This window comes from Micromonospora sp. NBC_00330, from assembly GCF_036136635.1.
Classification (GTDB): Bacteria; Actinomycetota; Actinomycetes; order Mycobacteriales; family Micromonosporaceae; genus Micromonospora; species Micromonospora salmantinae.
The window spans coordinates 4897099-4913980 of the sequence record NZ_CP108012.1 but is presented as its reverse complement, the minus strand read 5'-3'; the positions used below and the strand labels follow the sequence as shown (position 1 = coordinate 4913980).

The window sequence follows — 16882 nt, the reverse complement described above, 5'->3', positions numbered from 1 at the left end:
TCGGCGACGCGGGCAGGAGCCGACGCAGGGTAGATCTTGGACACTTTCCGTTCCGCGCTGACGGAAAGTGTCCAAGATTGCCAGCTTCGGGGTGTGAACGGCCTGAGTTCGTCGTGTGAGGCGCTGCCGTGATCGCTGAGTGCCGTTTCCCACGGTGCGGGCCGGGACTGGTTGGGTCGCGTCGGGCTGCGCATAGGGTGAGTGGATGGTTGATCGCACCCACTCCGGCCCGACCGATGCGAGCGTGCGGCGAGCCCTGGGCCGGGCCGCGAACGGGCGGGCGCTCGATGTCGACGAGGCGACCGCGCTGTTGTCCGCTCGCGGCGACGCGCTCGACGAGCTGCTCCGGCTCGCCGGGGGAATCCGCGACGCCGGGCTGCGCGACGCCGGGCGGCCGGGTGTGGTCACGTACTCCAAGAAGGTCTTCATTCCGCTGACCCGGCTCTGCCGGGACCGCTGCCACTACTGCACCTTCGCGACAGTGCCGCACCGGCTGCCGGCGCCGTTCCTGGACCGCGACGAGGTCCTCGCGATCGCTCGGGCCGGTGCCGCGCAGGGCTGCAAGGAGGCACTGTTCACCCTGGGCGACCGGCCGGAGGAACGCTGGCCGGCGGCCCGGACCTGGTTGGACGAACGCGGTTACGACTCGACCCTTGACTACCTGCGCGCCTGTGCGGTGGCGGTGCTGGAGGAAACCGGCCTGCTGCCGCACCTCAACCCCGGGGTGCTGTCCTGGTCGGAGCTGCAACGGCTCAAGCCGGTAGCGCCGAGCATGGGCATGATGCTGGAGACGACAGCTACCCGGCTCTGGTCCGAGCCGGGTGGCCCGCACTTCGGCTCACCGGACAAGGAGCCGGCGGTCCGGTTGCGGGTGCTCGAGGACGCGGGCCGGGTCGGGGTGCCGTTCACCACCGGCATCCTGATCGGCATCGGGGAGACCCCGGCGGAACGGGTGGACGCGCTCTTCGCGATCCGCCGCGCCCACCGGGAGTACGGGCACCTCCAGGAAGTGATCGTGCAGAACTTCCGCGCCAAGCCGGACACGGCGATGCGCGGCATGCCCGACGCGGAGCTGCACGACCTGGCCGCCACTGTGGCGGTGGCCCGGCTGCTGCTCGGCCCGAAGGCCCGGATCCAGGCCCCGCCGAACCTCATCGCCGGCGAGTACGACCTGCTGCTGCGCGCCGGCATCGACGACTGGGGTGGCGTCTCCCCGCTCACCCCCGACCACGTCAACCCGGAGCGCCCCTGGCCGCAGATCGACGAGTTGGCCCGGCACACCGAGCTGGCCGGGTTCACGCTGCGGGAGCGGTTGACGATCTACCCCGAGTACGTGCGCGCTGGTGACCCGTGGCTCGACCCACGGTTGCTGCCGCACGTCGGCGCCCTGGCCGATCCGTCGACGGGCATGGCGGTCGAGTCGGCGATGCCGCAGGGACGACCGTGGCAGGAGCCGGAGGAGGTGTTCGGCGGGCGGGTCGACCTGCACGCCACCATCGACACCACCGGCCGCACCGACGACCGGCGCGGCGACTTCGACAGCGTCTACGGCGACTGGTCCGAGGTCGCTGGCAAGGTCACCCCGGAGGCGACAGCCCGCCGGACGGGCGTACCCGTGGCACCGGCCGGGATTGGCGCGGACCGTGACCTGGCGGCCGGGCTGCGGCTCGCCGCCGACGACCCGGCGGCGCTGCTCGATCCCGCGCACACCGATGCCGCGCTGGCGCTGTTCGGCGCGGACGGGCCGGCGCTCGACGAGCTGTGCCGCCTCGCCGACGACGTGCGCCGTGCGGCGGTCGGCGACGACGTCACCTACGTGGTCAACCGCAACATCAACTTCAGCAACGTCTGCTACGTGGGCTGCCGATTCTGCGCGTTCGCGCAGCGTGAGCGGGACGCCGACGCGTACCGGCTCTCCGTCGAGCAGGTCGCGGACCGAGCCGAGCAGGCGTGGGCCCTCGGCGCCAGCGAGGTGTGCCTCCAGGGCGGCATCGACCCGAAGATGCCGGTCACCGGGTACGCCGACATCGTGCGCGCGATCAAGGCTCGGGTGCCCGAGATGCACGTGCACGCGTTCTCGCCCATGGAGATCGTCACCGCCGCAGCGAAGGCCGGAGTGCCGGTCCGTGAGTGGCTGCTCCAGCTCCGCGAGGCCGGGCTGGACACCATTCCGGGCACCGCCGCGGAGATCCTCGACGACGACGTGCGCTGGGTGCTGACCAAGGGCAAGCTCCCGGCCGCCGCCTGGGTCGAGGTGGTCAGCACCGCCCACGAGCTGGGCATCCGGTCCAGCTCCACGATGATGTACGGCCACGTCGACCACCCCGGGCAGTGGCTGGCGCACTTCCGGGTGCTGGCCGGGGTGCAGGACCGCACCGGCGGGTTCACCGAGTTCGTGGCGCTGCCGTTCGTGCACACGAATGCTCCGATCTATCTGGCGGGTATCGCCCGACCCGGCCCGACCTGGCGGGAGAACCGGGTGGTGCACGCCATGTCCCGGCTGCTGCTGCATGGCCGGATCGACAACATTCAGTGCTCCTGGGTGAAGCTGGGTGACGAGGGCACCGTCGCGATGCTCCAGGGCGGCTGCAACGACCTCGGCGGCACCCTGATGGAGGAGACCATCTCCCGAATGGCCGGCTCCGACAACGGTTCGGCGCGTACCGAGGAGCAGTTGCGGGCCATCGCGAAGGCCGCCGGTCGTCCGGCGCGCAAGCGGTCGACTGCGTACGGTCACGCCCGGCCCTGACGTCGAACCTTTCTCCGCCACCGGCCGTACCACGCGATGCCGGTGGCGGTCGCGGCGAGGACCGCCGCCGGTGTCCCCTCAGGGGCCCGGCGGCGTCGCGAGACGGCACCGGACCCGTCCGTCTCCGCGGGCGCGCTCGCGCCACCGCCGGAAAGGTTGCCCATGACCAGTGATCAGCGGAAGCGGCAGTGGCCGCGACTGACCCGCCGGCAGACGTTGACCGCCGCGGCCAGCGCCACCCTCGGCGCCGCCGCGCTCACAGTGCCGGGCCTGTCGGCCGCGCAGAACGCCCCCGGCGCGGCCGGACGAGCCGACGAACCGATCATCGTGCACCTGCGTGACGCCGCCTCCGGAACGATGGACGTCTTCGTCGGTGAGACGCGCATCGAGGTACGCGACCGCGGCCTGGCGGACCGGCTGCGGCGCGCCGCCCGGCGCTGACCCGTCCCTCCGTCCCGCCATCCTGTCCCCGCCCAGTGAGGTTGGTCCGTCATGTCTTCCCACCGCGAGGCCCCGGAGATAGCCAAGGATCCGGTCGCCGACAGCTCCGACCTGTACGCGTTCGTCAGCCCCGACAAACGCGACACGGTCACGTTGATCGCCAACTACGTGCCGTTGCAGCTCCCCTCCGGGGGCCCGAACTTCTTCGAGTTCGGTGACGACGTGCGGTACGAGATCCATATCGACAACGACGGCGACGGTCGTCCGGATGTCACCTACCGGTTCGAATTCACCACCGAGATCACCAACCCGAACAGTTTTCTCTACAACACCGGTCCGATCGATTCGCTGGACAGCAAGAACTGGAACCGGCGGCAGTTCTACAGCCTGACCCGGGTGGCCGACGGCCGCGAGCACCGGCTGGCGCACAAGCTGCAGTGCCCGCCGTGCAACGTCGGCCCGCTGTCCACCCCGAAGTACGCCGACCTGGTGCGGCAGGCCACCTACTCGCTCTCCACAGGAGAGCGGGTCTTCGCCGGGCAGCGCGCCGACGGGTTCTTCGTCGACCTCGGGGCGATCTTCGACCTCGGCACGCTGCGGCCGTTCCAGCAACTGCACGTCGCCGGGAAGAAGATCTTCAAGGCCGAGGGGGAGCCGGTCAACGCCACCGACCGGATGAACGTGCACAGCATCGCGGTGCAGGTGCCGCTGGAGCGGGTACGTCGGCGCGCCAACCGGTACGGTGCCGCCGATCGGGCGTCGGTGATCGGGGTGTGGACGTCGGCGTCACGTCGGCAGGTGCGGGTGCTCGGCGACCGGGGTGGGGCGGACACCAGCACCGGCCCGTTCACCCAGGTCTCGCGGCTGGGCAATCCACTGTTCAACGAGGTCATCGTGCCGATGTCCAAGAAGGACCTGTGGAACTCGCTGCCGCCGACGGAGGACAAGCGGTTCGCCCAGTTCGTCGAGCAACCGGAGCTGGCCGCGTTGCTGCCGGCGCTCTACCCGGACGTCTTCCCCAACCTGGACAAGCTCACCAAGGCGAAGAAGGCCCGAGCCGACCTGGTGGCGATCCTGCTCACCGGCGTGCCGGCCGGGCTGATCGACGGCTTCACCAACACCACCGGTGAGGTGCAGGCCGACATGCTGCGACTGAACACCGCGATCCCGCCGACCAGACGTCCGGACCGGTTCGGGGTGCTCGGTGGCGACCTGGCCGGGTTCCCGAACGGGCGGCGGGTCGGCGACGACGTGGTCAGCATCGCGTTGCGCGCCATCGCCGGGGTCACCGTCCCGCTGGTGGACAAGACGTTCCAACCGGACGCCGCGGCCGCCGCTGTCACCCCGGGGCTGAGCGCCGCCGACGTGACAGCGCCGTTCCTCGGAAACTTCCCCTACCTGGGTACGCCCTACGACGGGTTCAACAACCCGCCGGCGGCGACCTGATCGGGGGGCGAGCGGATGCACGAGCACGCGTACGGGCCGTCGGAGACCGGGACAGTCGTCCTCGATCTGGGCGGCGACACCGGTGCCCTGATCGTCTACACGGGTCCGGATCTGCACGGCCGGGAGATCGAGATCAGTCGCGACGACGACCGGCGGGTCCACTCGGCGGTGCGTGAGCGTCGGGTGCGGGACGGCTCGTTCCACAGTGCGGTCTATCCCGATCTGCCGAGCGGAATTTATACCGTCTGGTGGGACGACCGTACGCCCGCCGGCACGATTTCTGTCCATGGTGGAGCGATAGCCGAGTTTGCCTGGCCCAGCAGCGGTTTCGGGGCCGCCGGCTGACCTCGACGCATCGGTTTTACCACCGCGCCCCGTCCACAATGTGGACGGGGCGCGAGTGCTGTCCGCAGCTCGACGGGCAGTCTGCGCCGCACCGCGTTAACCTGTCCCCCACCAAGATCAGCTTAGGGGTGGAGGTCTCTGGTGCCGTCCGTTCGACGACTGGTCGGAGAAGCGCCACGGCAGAAAAGTCGGGCAACTCGCCGGAGAGGGCGTTACTCGGCCGGGGTCTGAATCGATAGGGCAGGTTGCGAGGCTGGACGGCCCGAGTGGCCGCCCGGGGGTGTCGGGAGGGCGACTCCATTATCAAGTTTGGCTTGACGGCGCACGCATTACACGCGTGTAATTTGAATGGGGTTGTTCGCACGGAACGCAACAAAACGGGACCGGACGGACAAGCACGCCTTTCGCGTGGGGGGTTGCAGCGGCGATGACGCCGGTGCGCGACAAGGAGGCATTTGATGGACGGCCAGCTTGAGGTGGCCGACCTGCTCGGAAACGCGCCGGAGTGGCAGGAGCGGGCGTTGTGCTCGCAGACCGACCCCGAGGCGTTCTTTCCCGAGAAGGGCGGCTCGACCCGCGAGGCGAAGCGAATCTGCTCGCGTTGCGAGGTCAAGACCGAGTGCCTCGAATACGCACTGGGTCACGACGAGCGGTTCGGCATCTGGGGTGGGCTCTCCGAGCGGGAGCGGCGCAAGTTGAAGCGGCGGGCCGCCTGAGCGGTGCGAGGCCGAGGCAGTGGCCGCCTGGGCGGTGCAGGTCTGGGCGGGGGGCCGCCTGAGCGGTGTGAGGTCGAGGCGGTGGGGGCCGCCCGACTCTCCGCTCGGGGGGTTGGCTCAGGCGAGCTCGTCCGGGTCTACCCCGAGAAGATTCGCCACCTGTTCGATGATCACGTCATGGACGAGATCGGCGAGGTCCTCACGGTCCATCGCCCGGAACTCCAGGGGCCGCCGGTACAGCACGATCCGCGGCGGCACCTCCTGCCGGCCCGGGCGGCCGGGCAGCAGCCGGGCCAACGGGACCTCGCCGTCCTCCAGCACGTCCGAGTCGTAGACGTTCAGGTCCGGCGGAACGTCCTCGACCGCGAACTCGACCCCGGCCAGCTCCTTGGCGAACCGACGCTCCAGCGTCTCGACGGTGTCCAGGACCAGGTCGTCGAAGACCTCGGCCTTGGTCCGCGCCAGCGGCACGGTGGCCGGAACGAGCCGCCCCCGCAGGCCGCGCCCGTGCCGGTCACGATGCGCACGCCGGCCGGAGCCGGGGCGGCGGTGTTCCGGGCTCGTCATGAGGCAAAGGGTAGCGCCCGCGTCGGGCTGGTCAGCGGCAGCGCCGCTCCCGTGGCGCGGCGCGCCCAGAACGGTCGACTGTGATCACCATGACGGGCGTGTCGCAACGCGAAGCGATGCGCCGGACCCGGTAATGGAGATACCCTGCCGCACGTGAGGTCACCACGGCGCTGCTCCCGTAACGGCTGCCCCCGGCAAGCGGTCGCCACATTGACCTATGTCTACAACGAGTCGACAGCGGTGGTGGGGCCGCTGGCGGCGTTCGCCGAGCCGCACACGTACGACCTGTGTGAGCCGCACGCCCGCAGCCTGACCGCGCCGCGGGGCTGGGACGTCGTCCGACACGAGGGCGAGTTCGAGCCGCCGCCGCCCACCACTGACGACCTGGTCGCGCTGGCCGAAGCGGTCCGCGAAGCCGCCCGCCCGGCCCCCCGCCCCCCGGAGCCGGACCAGAACCGTCCCGAGAACCCGCACCAAACCGGCCGCCGAGGCCACCTCCGAGTAATCCCCCCCAACCACTAACCCCGCTCCCGCCTCGGCCCCCGGCCCCCGGCCCTCCCGGCCCGGCCCCCTTCGCGGGGTTGATCAAGAGGTTTCGGTCATCAGCCGGCGCGTTTTTGACGCAAACCTCTTGATCAACAGCGGTGGGGTGGGTGGGGGTTAGAGCTTGGTCCAGGCTTCGGTTAGGACTGTGCGGAGGATCTGCTCGATCTCGTCGAAGTGCTGCTGCTCGGCGATCAGGGGTGGGGCCAGCTGGATGACCGGGTCGCCCCGGTCGTCGGCCCGGCAGTAGAGGCCCGCCTGGAACAGGGCGGTCGAGAGGAAGCCGCGCAGAAGGCGCTCCGACTCGGCCTCGGTGAAGGTCTCCCGGGTGGTCTTGTCCTTGACCAGTTCAATGCCGTAGAAGTAGCCGTCGCCGCGGACGTCGCCGACGATCGGTAGGTCGTACAGCTTCTCCAGGGTGGCCCGAAAGGCGTCCTCGTTGGCGCGTACGTGCCCGACCAGGTCCTCGCGGGCGAACACCTCCAGGTTGGCCAGGGCCACCGCGCAGGAGACCGGGTGGCCACCGAAGGTCACGCCGTGGGCGAACATGCCGGTCTCGGTGAGGAACGGTTCCATCAGCCGGTCGCTGGCGATCATCGCGCCGAGCGGGGCGTAGCCGGAGGTGATGCCCTTGGCAGTGGTGATGATGTCCGGCTGGTAGCCGTAGCGCACCGCGCCGAAGTACTCGCCCAGCCGCCCCCACGAGCAGATCACCTCGTCCGAGACGAGCAGCACGTCGTACGCGTCGCAGATCTCCCGTACCCGCTCGAAGTAGCCGGGCGGTGGTGGGAAGCACCCGCCGGAGTTCTGGACCGGCTCGAGGAAGACCGCGGCGACCGTGTCCGGTCCCTCCCGCTCGATGGCCCGACCGATCTCGTCGGCGGCCCAGCGGCCGAACGCCTCGGGATCGTCGCCGTGCTCGGGCGCCCGGTAGAAGTTCGTGTTCGGCACCTTGATCGCGCCCGGTACCAGTGGCTCGAAGTCGCTCTTGATGCCGGGCAGGCCGGTGATCGACAGGGCGCCCATTGAGGTGCCGTGGTAGGCGATGTACCGGCTGATCACCTTGTACTTGTTGGGCTTTCCGGTGCGCTTGAAGTACGCGCGGGCCAGCTTCCACGCCGCCTCGACGGCCTCGGAGCCGCCGGTGGTGAAGAAGATCCGGTTGAGGTCGCCGGGGGTGAGGGCGGCGATCCGCTCGGCAAGCTCGATGGCCTTCGGGTGCGCGTAGGACCAGAGCGGGAAGTAGGCCAGCTCGCCGGCCTGCTTGGCGGCGGCCTCGGCCAGTTCGGTGCGGCCGTGGCCGGCGTTGACAACGAAGAGCCCGGCGAGCCCGTCCAGGTAGCGGCGACCCTGCGCGTCCCACACGTACGCTCCCTCGCCGCGCACGATGGTCGGCACCTCACCGGCGGAGTAGCTCGCCATCCGGGTGAAGTGCATCCAGAGGTGGTCGGTGGCGTTGGCCATGTCAGCCCCATCGGTCGTCGGGCCGGTCAAAGGGGTGAGGCCGGCCGCTCTGCCAACGGTTATCGCACAGTCTCAACCTCCGAAGCAAGTGTTATCGGCGGTATCACGGTCGGTTGGCGACGGATTTAGCGCAGAGGTGTCACGGAGGCAACGGAATCCGCACCGCTGTTGGCCCGGTTGATCGGCGGTCGGCAGGAGTCGAAGGTGTGCTGGTGGCTGCCTTTGGAGCTGAATCGTTTGCGACATCACGGCCGCCGGTCGGGATGGCAGGAGCAGGCCGAGCGTCCGTCGGACGCGGCTTCGGCTGCCCGGGTCGCGCCTGCCAACCGCCGAATCGTTTGCGACATCAGCTCCAAAGGGCCCGTCCGGTGGTAGCGCCTCCATCGGCCGCCGGCTCGATCCACTCCGGTTCGCTGAAATCGCGGTGTCCGGACGCGGTTGATACCGCGACTTTGGTGAAGTCGAGTGGATCAAGCGCGGGGGCGGGACGCGGGGGATAGGGAGCCGGGGGCCGCAGGCCGGGGCCGGGGACCGGGGCCGGGGACCGGGAGGGCGGGCCGGGGACCGGGAGGGCGGGCTGGGGACCGGGAGGGCGGGCTGGGGACCGGGAGGGCGGGCTGGGGACCGGGAGGGCGGGCTGGGGACCGGGAGGGCGGGCTGGGGACCGGGAGGGCGGGCCGGGGGGCGGGAGGGCGGGCCGGGGACCGGCCGGGTGCTGGTGCGCGACAGCAGGGACCGCGACGGCGGCACGCTGACCTTCGCGCCGACCGTCTGGACGTCGTTCGTCGAAGCGGTCCCTGCTGCCGACTCGGTCCGCACCACGCGCCGCTGATCCACTCGGGATCACGGAAGTCGGGGCATCAGGGCGGCCCGGACACCCCGACTTCCGGAAAGCCGAGTGGATCAAGAGCGGGCGTCAGGCCGTACCCCAGGTGTAGGTCTGCTTGCGCAGCTTGAGATAGACGAACGCCTCGGTGGAGAGCACCCCGGGCACCGCGCGTAGCCGTTGCAGGATCTCCAGCAGGTGGTCGTCGTTGCGGCAGACCACCTCGGTGAGCAGGTCGAACGACCCGGCGGTGATCACCACGTAGTCGACCTCGTCCAACTCGGCCAGCCGGTCGGCGACCGCTTCCAGGTCGCCGTCGGTACGGAGGCCGATCATCGCCTGCCGGTTGAAGCCGAGCTGGAGCGGATCGGTCACCGCCACGATCTGCATCACGCCGGAGTCGAGCAGCCGCTGCACCCGCTGCCGGACCGCCGCCTCGGACAGCCCCACCGCCTTGCCGATCGTCGCGTACGGGCGACGGCCGTCCTCCTGGAGTTGCTCGATGATCTGCTTGGCCACGTCATCCAGCAGAGCGTGATTGGCACCGTCACGGACAGCGACGCGTCGACCGCCATTGCTGTTCTCGTGCTGCCGGTTTGTCATTGCCCGCTCCCCATGTCCCGAATCGTGATGTCGCGCGTGTATCCCCGCGTAGTCTGGCGTATTTCGTCGTGCATCGCTATTCCCGCAACGGAATCCCTTGTAAGGGAGGTCACCTCATGTCAGGATCAGTCGTCCATGGCACTTGACCCTCCCGACATTCCCGCCGGCGCGCCTCCCCGTCCCGCCCGCCGACGATGACCCCCTAGGAGTCGTCATGCGTACTCCCCTCCGGCCCCTCTCCCGGCGTGGACTGCTCACCGGCACTCTCGGTTCGGCCGCCCTGCTCACCATGGGTGGCAGCCTCGCGGGCTGCGGCACCAAGGGCGCGCAACAGACCGAAGCTGGCTGCGTCAGCGAGGACCTCTCCGGCACCGAGAAGAAACTCGCCTTCGCGAACTGGCCGCAGTACATGGACGTGGACGACAAAGACGAGTCCAAGCGGCCGAGCCTCGACGAGTTCATCACGAAGACCGGCATTCAGGTGACCTACACCGAGGACATCAACGACAACAACGAGTTCTTCGGCAAGGTGCAGAACCAGCTCGCCGCCTGCCAGAGCACCGACCGGGACATCATCGTGCTGACCGACTGGATGGCGGCCCGGATGATCCGGCTCGGCTGGATCCAGAAGCTGGACCCGGCGAAGATCCCGAACGTGCAGGCCAACCTGCTTCCGTCGCTGCTCAACCGCCCCTTCGACGCCGAGAACCGGATCTCCATTCCATGGCAGTCCGGCCTCGCCGGCCTTGCCTACAACGGCAACGTCACAAAGGAACTGCGGACTGTCGACGAACTGCTCACCCGCCCCGACCTCAAGGGCAAGGTGACAGCGCTCAGCGAGATGCGCGACACCATGGGTCTGCTGCTCGGCTCGAACGGGCACGACCCGGCGAACTTCACCGCCGCCCAGTTCGACGACGCCCTCAACAAGCTCAAGAAGGCAGTCGACTCCGGGCAGATCCGCAAGTTCACCGGCAACGACTACGCGCCCGACCTGGCCAAGGGCGACATCGCCGCGTGCATCGGCTGGTCCGGTGACGTCATCCAACTGTCCGGTGAGGACGAGAAGGTGCGGTTCGTGGCGCCGGAATCCGGCGTGATGCTCTACAGCGACAACATGATGGTCCCCAACAAGGCCACTCACAGGGGCAACGCCGAAGCGCTGATCAACTACTACTACGAGCCGGCGGTCGCGGCGAAGCTCGCCGCCTACGTCAACTACATCTGCCCGGTCACTGGCGCTCAGGCCGAGATGGAGAAGATCGACCCCGAGCTGGCCGCCAACCCGCTGATCTTCCCCGACGACGCGCTGCTGTCGAAGTCCAAGGTGTTCATGGCCCTGGACGAGAAGCAGGAGAAGGAGTACGAGGGCAAGTTCCAACAGGTCATCGGGGCGTGACGAGGATGGCGCGCGAGACACCCGCCGGCGACCTGCGCCTGGCCAACCTCACCAAGCGGTTCGGCGTCTTCACGGCTGTCGACGACCTGAGCCTGACCATCGAGCAGGGCTCGTTCTTCGCCCTGCTCGGCGCGTCCGGCTGCGGCAAGACCACCACGTTGCGGATGATCGCCGGCCTGGAGGAGCCGACCAGCGGCCAGGTGCTGCTCGGTGACCGGGACATCGCCCGGCTGCGGCCGTACAAGCGGCCGGTCAACACCGTCTTCCAGAGCTACGCGCTCTTCCCGCACCTCACCATCTTCGAGAACGTCGCCTTCGGGCTGCGCCGACGCGGCATCCGCTCGGTCGACGACGAGGTCACCCGGATGCTGTCGCTGGTGCAACTCGACGGGTACGGCAACCGCCGCCCCGCCCAGCTCTCCGGCGGCCAGCAGCAGCGGGTCGCGCTGGCCCGCGCCCTGATCAACCGGCCGCAGGTGCTGCTGCTCGACGAACCGCTGGGCGCACTCGACCTCAAGCTGCGCCGACAGATGCAGATCGAGCTGAAGCGCATCCAGACCGAGGTCGGCATCACCTTCGTGCACGTCACCCACGACCAGGAGGAGGCCATGACCATGGCCGACACCGTCGCGGTGATGAACGCCGGCCGGATCGAGCAGTTGGGCGCGCCGGCCGACCTCTACGAGTTTCCCGCCACCGCCTTCGTGGCGAACTTCCTCGGCCAGTCCAACCTGCTCGCCGGCGAGGCCACCGGCGCCGGTGGCGGCGACGTCGCGGTGACGGCGCACGGCACGCGCTTCTCGGTGCCCGCCGGCCGGTCGCGGGCCGACCACGGCCCGGTCCACCTGGGGGTACGCCCCGAGAAGCTGATTCTGGTCGGCTCCGCCGACCAGGTGCCCGCCGGGCATCAGCACGTCACCGGAGTCGTCACCGACGCCTCCTACGTGGGAGTCAGCACGCAGTACCTGCTGCGCACCGGCTGGGGCACCGAGTTGTCGGTCTTCGCCGCAAACAGCGGGACGTCGACGCCGGTGGCGGTCGGCAGCGAGGCCGTCGCGTACTGGGATCCGCAGCACGCGTTCCTGCTGCCCCGTGACGCCGCCGACGCCGATCGGACGTCGCCGGTGCTGGACGAGCCGGTGGGTGCGTCGTCGTGACCCTGCTGGCCCCCACCAGGGCGGGGCACCCGCCACCCGCGCCACCGGCCGCCAGGTCCGGGCGACGCCGACTCCTGCCGTACCTCCTGTTGTTGCCCGGTGCGGCCTGGCTGCTCGTCTTCTTCGGTGTGCCGCTGGCGCAGTTGGCGGCGGCCAGCCTGTACGACCCCAGCGGCTCGCTCTCCACCGGGTACGCGATGACCTGGGCGGTTGGCAACTACCCGGACGTGCTGCAGGCGTACTGGCCGCAGTTCCTGCGTTCGTTCGGCTACGCCGGGTTGGCCCTGGTGTTGGCGTTGCTGCTGGGCTACCCACTGGCGTACGCCATCGCGCAGAAGGCCGGCCGCTGGAAGAACCTGCTGCTGGTGTGCGTCGTCGCGCCGATGTTCACCAGCTTCCTGGTTCGCACGCTGGCCTGGAAGACGATCCTCTCGGACAACGGCGCGCTCGTCGGCCTGCTGCGCGACGTGCACCTGCTCGCCCCGGACGGTCGACTGCTGGCCACCCCGTTCGCTGTGGTGCTCGGCCTGACGTACAACTTCCTGCCGTTCCTGGTGCTGCCGCTGTACGCGAGCCTGGAGCGGCTGGACCCCCGGTTGCTGGAGGCGGCCACCGACCTGTACGCGAGCCCGGTGCAGGCGTTCCGTCGGGTGACGCTGCCGCTGTCCATGCCCGGTCTGGTCGCCGGCACGCTGCTGTTCTTCATCCCGGCCAGCGGCGACTACATCAACGCCGAGCTGCTCGGCACCCCGAACGAATACATGATCGGCAACGTCATCGACTCGGCGTTCCTGGTCCGACTGGACTACCCGCAGGGCGCCGCGCTGTCGTTCCTGCTGATGGCGGCGATCCTCGCGGTGGTCTTCGGCTACCTCCGTCGAGCCGGCACGGAGGAGGTCCTGTGAGCGCGAGGAGCGCAGCGCAGCGGAGCCCCGCAGTCGCGAACGAGAGGCGGCTCTGATGAGGGTTTCCCGTTGGCTCGCGGACCGCTGGGTGATGATCGTGGCGTTGCTGGTGCTCGGCTACCTGGCGCTGCCGATCCTGGTGGTGGCCGCGTTGTCGTTCAACAGGCCGTCGAGCCGGCTGTCGTACGACTTCAACGAGTTCACGCTGGACAACTGGCGGCAGCCGTGCGCCACCTCGGACATGTGCGACGCGGTGGTCCGCAGCGTGCAGATCGGCTTCCTCGCCACTGTGGTCGCCACGGTGCTCGGGACCCTGATGGCGTTCGCGCTGGTCCGACACCGCTTCCGTGGCCGATCCGGGATCAACGTGCTGATCTTCCTGCCGATGGCCACCCCGGAGCTGGTGATGGGCACGTCGTTGCTGGCCCTGTTCGTGTCGGCGGGCGTACCGCAGGGTTTCTGGACCATCGTGATCGCGCACGTGATGTTCTGCGTGTCGTTCGTGGTGGTCACAGTGAAGGCGCGGCTTGCCGGGATGGACCGGCGGCTGGAGGAGGCCGCCATGGACCTCTACGCCAACGAGTGGCAGACCTTCCGGCGGATCACCCTGCCGCTGGTGCTGCCCGGCATCGTGGCCGCCGCGTTGCTGGCCTTCTCGCTGAGCTTCGACGACTTCATCATCACGAACTTCAACGCCGGCACCACAGTCACGTTCCCGATGTACGTCTGGGGCGCTGCCCAGCGTGGCATCCCACCCCAGGTCAACGTGATCGGTACCGCGATGTTCGCTGTCGCGCTGCTGCTCGTCGGGCTCAGTTCGCTGCGCGGTCGACGGGCCCGCCGCGCCAACCTGCTGGCCGGGCCGTCAGGTCACCTGCGTCGGTCGTCATGACCCTCCCGGATGCGGGTCTTCCGACCGGTGTGGCGTCATGACGCTCCCGCATACCGGCCGGGCGTTGGCCGACGCGGCACCCGTGCCGTACTGGCTCGATCGCCCGGACCGCCCCGACCCGCTACCGCCACTGAGCGGCCGGCACTCCGCGGACCTGCTGGTGATCGGCGGCGGTTACGGCGGACTGTGGGCCGCGCTGTTGGCGAAGCAGGCGGACCCGGACCGGGACGTGCTGCTCGTCGACGCCGGGACCTGCGGTTGGGCGGCGTCCGGGCGCAACGGCGGGTTCTGCGCCGCCTCGCTCACCCACGGCCTCGCCAACGGCGTCGACCGGTTTCCCGACGAGGTCGGCGAGCTGGAACGCCTCGGCCGGGACAACCTGGACGCCATCGCCGCCACCGTTGCGACGTTCGACATCGACTGCGACTTCGAGCGCACCGGTGAGCTGGCCGTCGCCGTCGAGCCGTACCAACTCGACGGGCTGGCCGCCGACGCGGACCTGGCCCGCCGGTACGGCCACCGGGTGCGGCTGCTCGACCGGGACGAGGTGCGCGCCGAGGTGCACTCACCGACGTACCTGGGTGGGATGTTCGACGCCGACCGGGTGGCCATGGTGGACCCCGCGAAGCTGGCCTGGGGTCTGCGCCGCGCCTGTCTCGACCTCGGAGTACGCGTACACGAGCACACCCGGGTCACCGGACTGCGTGCCGACGACGCCGCTGTGCACGCCAGCACCCTGGGCACCGATCCCACCGCCCAGCCGGCCGACGCTGACCGGGCCGGCACCCGGGCCGCCGGCCTGCCCGGCTCGATCCGGGCGCGCCGGGTCGTGCTGGCCACCAACGCGTTCCCGCCGCTGCTACGCCGGCTGCGGGCGTACCTGGTGCCGGTCTACGACCACGTGCTGATGACCGAACCGCTCACCCCGGCCCAGCGAGACGCCATCGGTTGGCGCCACCGGCAGGGGCTCGCCGACACCGCCAACCAGTTCCACTACTACCGGATCACCACCGACGGGCGGATCCTCTTCGGCGGCTACGACGCCGTCTACCACTACGGCAACCGGGTCGCGCCCGAGCTGGAGCAACGCCCGGCCACCTTCACCACCCTCGCCCGCCACTTCTTCACCACGTTCCCGCAGCTCGCCGACGTGCGGTTCAGCCACCGCTGGGGCGGGGTCATCGACACCTGCACCCGGTTCTGCCCGTTCTTCGGCACCGCCTACGGCGGTCGGCTGGCGTACGCGGCCGGCTACACCGGCCTCGGCGTCGGGGCCACCCGCTTCGGGGCCCGGGTGCTGCTCGACCTGCTCGACGGCGGGAACACCCCGCTGACCCGACTCGACCTGGTTCGCCGCAAGCCACTGCCGTTCCCGCCGGAACCCGTCCGCGCGGTCGGCATCAATCTCACCCGCTGGTCACTGGCCCGCGCCGACGCGCGTGAGGGCCGGCGCGACCTCTGGCTCCGTACTCTCGATCGTTTCGGTTTGGGGTTTGATTCCTGATGCGTGTCCTCCTCGTCGGCGCCGGTGGCGTCGGCTCCGCCGCCGTAGCCATCGCCGCCCGACGGAACTTCTTCGAGACCATGGTTGTCGCCGACCACGACCCCGTTCGAGCCCAGCGGGCGGTCGCCGGGCACGGTGACCGTTTCGTCGCCGCCCAGGTGGACGCCTCCTCGGCCGACGAGGTCACCGCACTGTGCCGGGAGCACCGGATCACGCACGTGCTGAACGCCGTCGACCCGCGGTTCGTCATGCCGATCTTCGACGGCGCGTTCGCTGCTGGCGCGGACTACCTGGACCTGGCGATGTCGCTGTCGCACGTCGAGACCGGCGTGAAGCTCGGCGACGAACAGTTCGCGCTGGCCGACACCTGGTCGGCGGCCGGTCGGCTGGCGCTGTGCGGCATCGGGGTCGAGCCGGGCCTCTCCGACGTGTTCGCCCGTTACGCCGCCGACGAACTGTTCAGTGAGATCGACGAGATCGGTGTCCGGGACGGGGCGAACCTCACAGTCGACGGGTACGACTTCGCGCCCTCGTTCTCCATCTGGACCACCATCGAGGAGTGCCTCAACCCGCCGGTCATCTGGGAGAGGGACCGGGGCTGGTTCACCACCGAACCGTTCTCCGAGCCGGAGGTCTTCCACTTTCCGGAGGGGATCGGGCCGGTCGAGTGCGTCAACGTCGAGCACGAGGAGGTGCTGCTCATCCCGCGCTGGGTCAAGGCCCGGCGGGTCACCTTCAAGTACGGCCTCGGCGACGAGTTCATCGAGGTGCTCAAGACGCTGCACAAGCTCGGCCTGGACGCTGTCTCCCCGGTGCGGGTACGCGGCGTCGACGTCTCCCCGCGCGACGTGGTGGCCGCGAGCCTGCCCGACCCGGCCACGCTCGGTGCCCGGATGCGCGGCAAGACCTGCGCCGGCACCTGGGTACGCGGCCTCGGCCCGGACGGGCAACCCCGCGAGGTCTACCTGTACCACGTGGTCGACAACGAGTGGTCGATGCGGGAGTACGGGCACCAGGCGGTGGTCTGGCAGACCGCCGTCAACCCGGTCGTCGCGTTGGAGTTGCTCGCCAGCGGTGCGTGGACCGGCGTCGGGGTGCTCGGGCCGGAAGCGCTGCCCCCGATGCCCTTTCTCGACCTGCTGAACGCCTACGGGTCACCGTGGGCGATGGAGGAACGGTGAGCCGGCCCCGCTGACGGCATCGCGACAGTTTCGTCGTCGCCGTCGGGCCTCCGATCCTCTGTCGACCCGGTGCGTGGTGATCTGCGGCATTTGTTGGTGCTGACACCCGCACGATCGGCCCTGCCCTGCCGACCTGGAGGTTTG

At 69.8% G+C, this 16882-nt stretch carries 16 protein-coding genes; 13 read left to right on the top strand and 3 right to left on the bottom strand.

The window, feature by feature from the left end:
* The first annotated feature begins 205 nt into the window (after positions 1-205).
* The 5 genes from OG598_RS22150 (at position 206) to OG598_RS22130 (ending at position 5697) form a co-directional block, all read left to right on the top strand.
* The gene (locus OG598_RS22150; RefSeq protein WP_328650895.1) at positions 206-2749 is read left to right on the top strand and encodes a bifunctional FO biosynthesis protein CofGH; all 2544 of its coding nucleotides are present in this window, start codon (positions 206-208) and stop codon (positions 2747-2749) included.
* A 162-nt stretch (positions 2750-2911) separates the two neighbouring features.
* A complete protein-coding gene (locus OG598_RS22145) occupies positions 2912-3190 on the top strand; it encodes a hypothetical protein (protein WP_328650894.1) in 279 nt (92 codons plus the stop codon).
* Positions 3191-3241: 51 nt separating this feature from the next.
* Complete coding sequence (locus tag OG598_RS22140; protein ID WP_328650893.1) at positions 3242-4636, top strand: DUF4331 domain-containing protein; 1395 nt, start codon at positions 3242-3244, stop codon at positions 4634-4636.
* 15 nt (positions 4637-4651) lie between these two features.
* A complete protein-coding gene (locus OG598_RS22135; RefSeq protein WP_328650892.1) occupies positions 4652-4981 on the top strand; it encodes a phospholipase in 330 nt (109 codons plus the stop codon).
* A gap of 458 nt (positions 4982-5439) precedes the next feature.
* Positions 5440-5697, top strand: coding sequence for a WhiB family transcriptional regulator (locus tag OG598_RS22130; RefSeq protein WP_007455784.1), 258 nt, complete (start codon positions 5440-5442; stop codon positions 5695-5697).
* A 117-nt stretch (positions 5698-5814) separates the two neighbouring features.
* Here the strand turns inward: OG598_RS22130 and OG598_RS22125 are convergent, their stop codons facing one another.
* Entirely contained in the window at positions 5815-6264 is a 450-nt protein-coding gene (locus OG598_RS22125) for a metallopeptidase family protein (RefSeq protein WP_074316962.1), read from the bottom strand.
* A 153-nt stretch (positions 6265-6417) separates the two neighbouring features.
* Between OG598_RS22125 and OG598_RS22120 the strand changes: the two genes are divergently transcribed.
* A complete protein-coding gene (locus tag OG598_RS22120) occupies positions 6418-6786 on the top strand; it encodes a DUF3499 domain-containing protein (RefSeq protein ID WP_091394110.1) in 369 nt (122 codons plus the stop codon).
* Between the two features lie 138 nt (positions 6787-6924).
* Here OG598_RS22120 and OG598_RS22115 read toward each other — a convergent pair whose 3' ends face one another.
* Positions 6925-8271 (bottom strand): aspartate aminotransferase family protein, encoded by a 1347-nt coding sequence (locus OG598_RS22115; RefSeq protein ID WP_112601888.1) that lies wholly within the window; start codon positions 8269-8271, stop codon positions 6925-6927.
* A 712-nt stretch (positions 8272-8983) separates the two neighbouring features.
* Here OG598_RS22115 and OG598_RS22110 point away from each other — a divergent pair.
* The gene (locus OG598_RS22110; protein ID WP_328650891.1) at positions 8984-9103 is read left to right on the top strand and encodes a DUF397 domain-containing protein; all 120 of its coding nucleotides are present in this window, start codon (positions 8984-8986) and stop codon (positions 9101-9103) included.
* Positions 9104-9187: 84 nt separating this feature from the next.
* Here the strand turns inward: OG598_RS22110 and OG598_RS22105 are convergent, their stop codons facing one another.
* The gene (locus tag OG598_RS22105; RefSeq protein ID WP_091394101.1) at positions 9188-9700 is read right to left on the bottom strand and encodes an Lrp/AsnC family transcriptional regulator; all 513 of its coding nucleotides are present in this window, start codon (positions 9698-9700) and stop codon (positions 9188-9190) included.
* Between the two features lie 214 nt (positions 9701-9914).
* On the opposite strand from OG598_RS22105, the gene OG598_RS22100 reads away from it, so the two are divergent.
* The 6 genes from OG598_RS22100 to OG598_RS22075 are packed head-to-tail and all read left to right on the top strand — an operon-like array spanning position 9915 to position 16738.
* Positions 9915-11099 (top strand): polyamine ABC transporter substrate-binding protein, encoded by a 1185-nt coding sequence (locus OG598_RS22100; protein WP_328650890.1) that lies wholly within the window; start codon positions 9915-9917, stop codon positions 11097-11099.
* 5 nt (positions 11100-11104) lie between these two features.
* Positions 11105-12256, top strand: a complete 1152-nt coding sequence (locus OG598_RS22095; RefSeq protein WP_328655401.1) for an ABC transporter ATP-binding protein — start codon at positions 11105-11107, stop codon at positions 12254-12256.
* Positions 12253-13161: an ABC transporter permease gene (locus tag OG598_RS22090; protein WP_328650889.1), complete on the top strand. Its 909-nt coding sequence runs from the start codon at positions 12253-12255 to the stop codon at positions 13159-13161. The genes OG598_RS22095 and OG598_RS22090 overlap by 4 nt, the downstream gene beginning before the upstream one ends.
* 55 nt (positions 13162-13216) lie before the next feature.
* Positions 13217-14053, top strand: coding sequence for an ABC transporter permease (locus OG598_RS22085; RefSeq protein ID WP_186718014.1), 837 nt, complete (start codon positions 13217-13219; stop codon positions 14051-14053).
* A gap of 37 nt (positions 14054-14090) precedes the next feature.
* The gene (locus OG598_RS22080) at positions 14091-15557 is read left to right on the top strand and encodes an NAD(P)/FAD-dependent oxidoreductase (RefSeq protein WP_328650888.1); all 1467 of its coding nucleotides are present in this window, start codon (positions 14091-14093) and stop codon (positions 15555-15557) included.
* Positions 15557-16738, top strand: a complete 1182-nt coding sequence (locus tag OG598_RS22075) for a saccharopine dehydrogenase family protein (RefSeq protein WP_328650887.1) — start codon at positions 15557-15559, stop codon at positions 16736-16738. The genes OG598_RS22080 and OG598_RS22075 overlap by 1 nt, the downstream gene beginning before the upstream one ends.
* Positions 16739-16882: the final 144 nt, after the last annotated feature.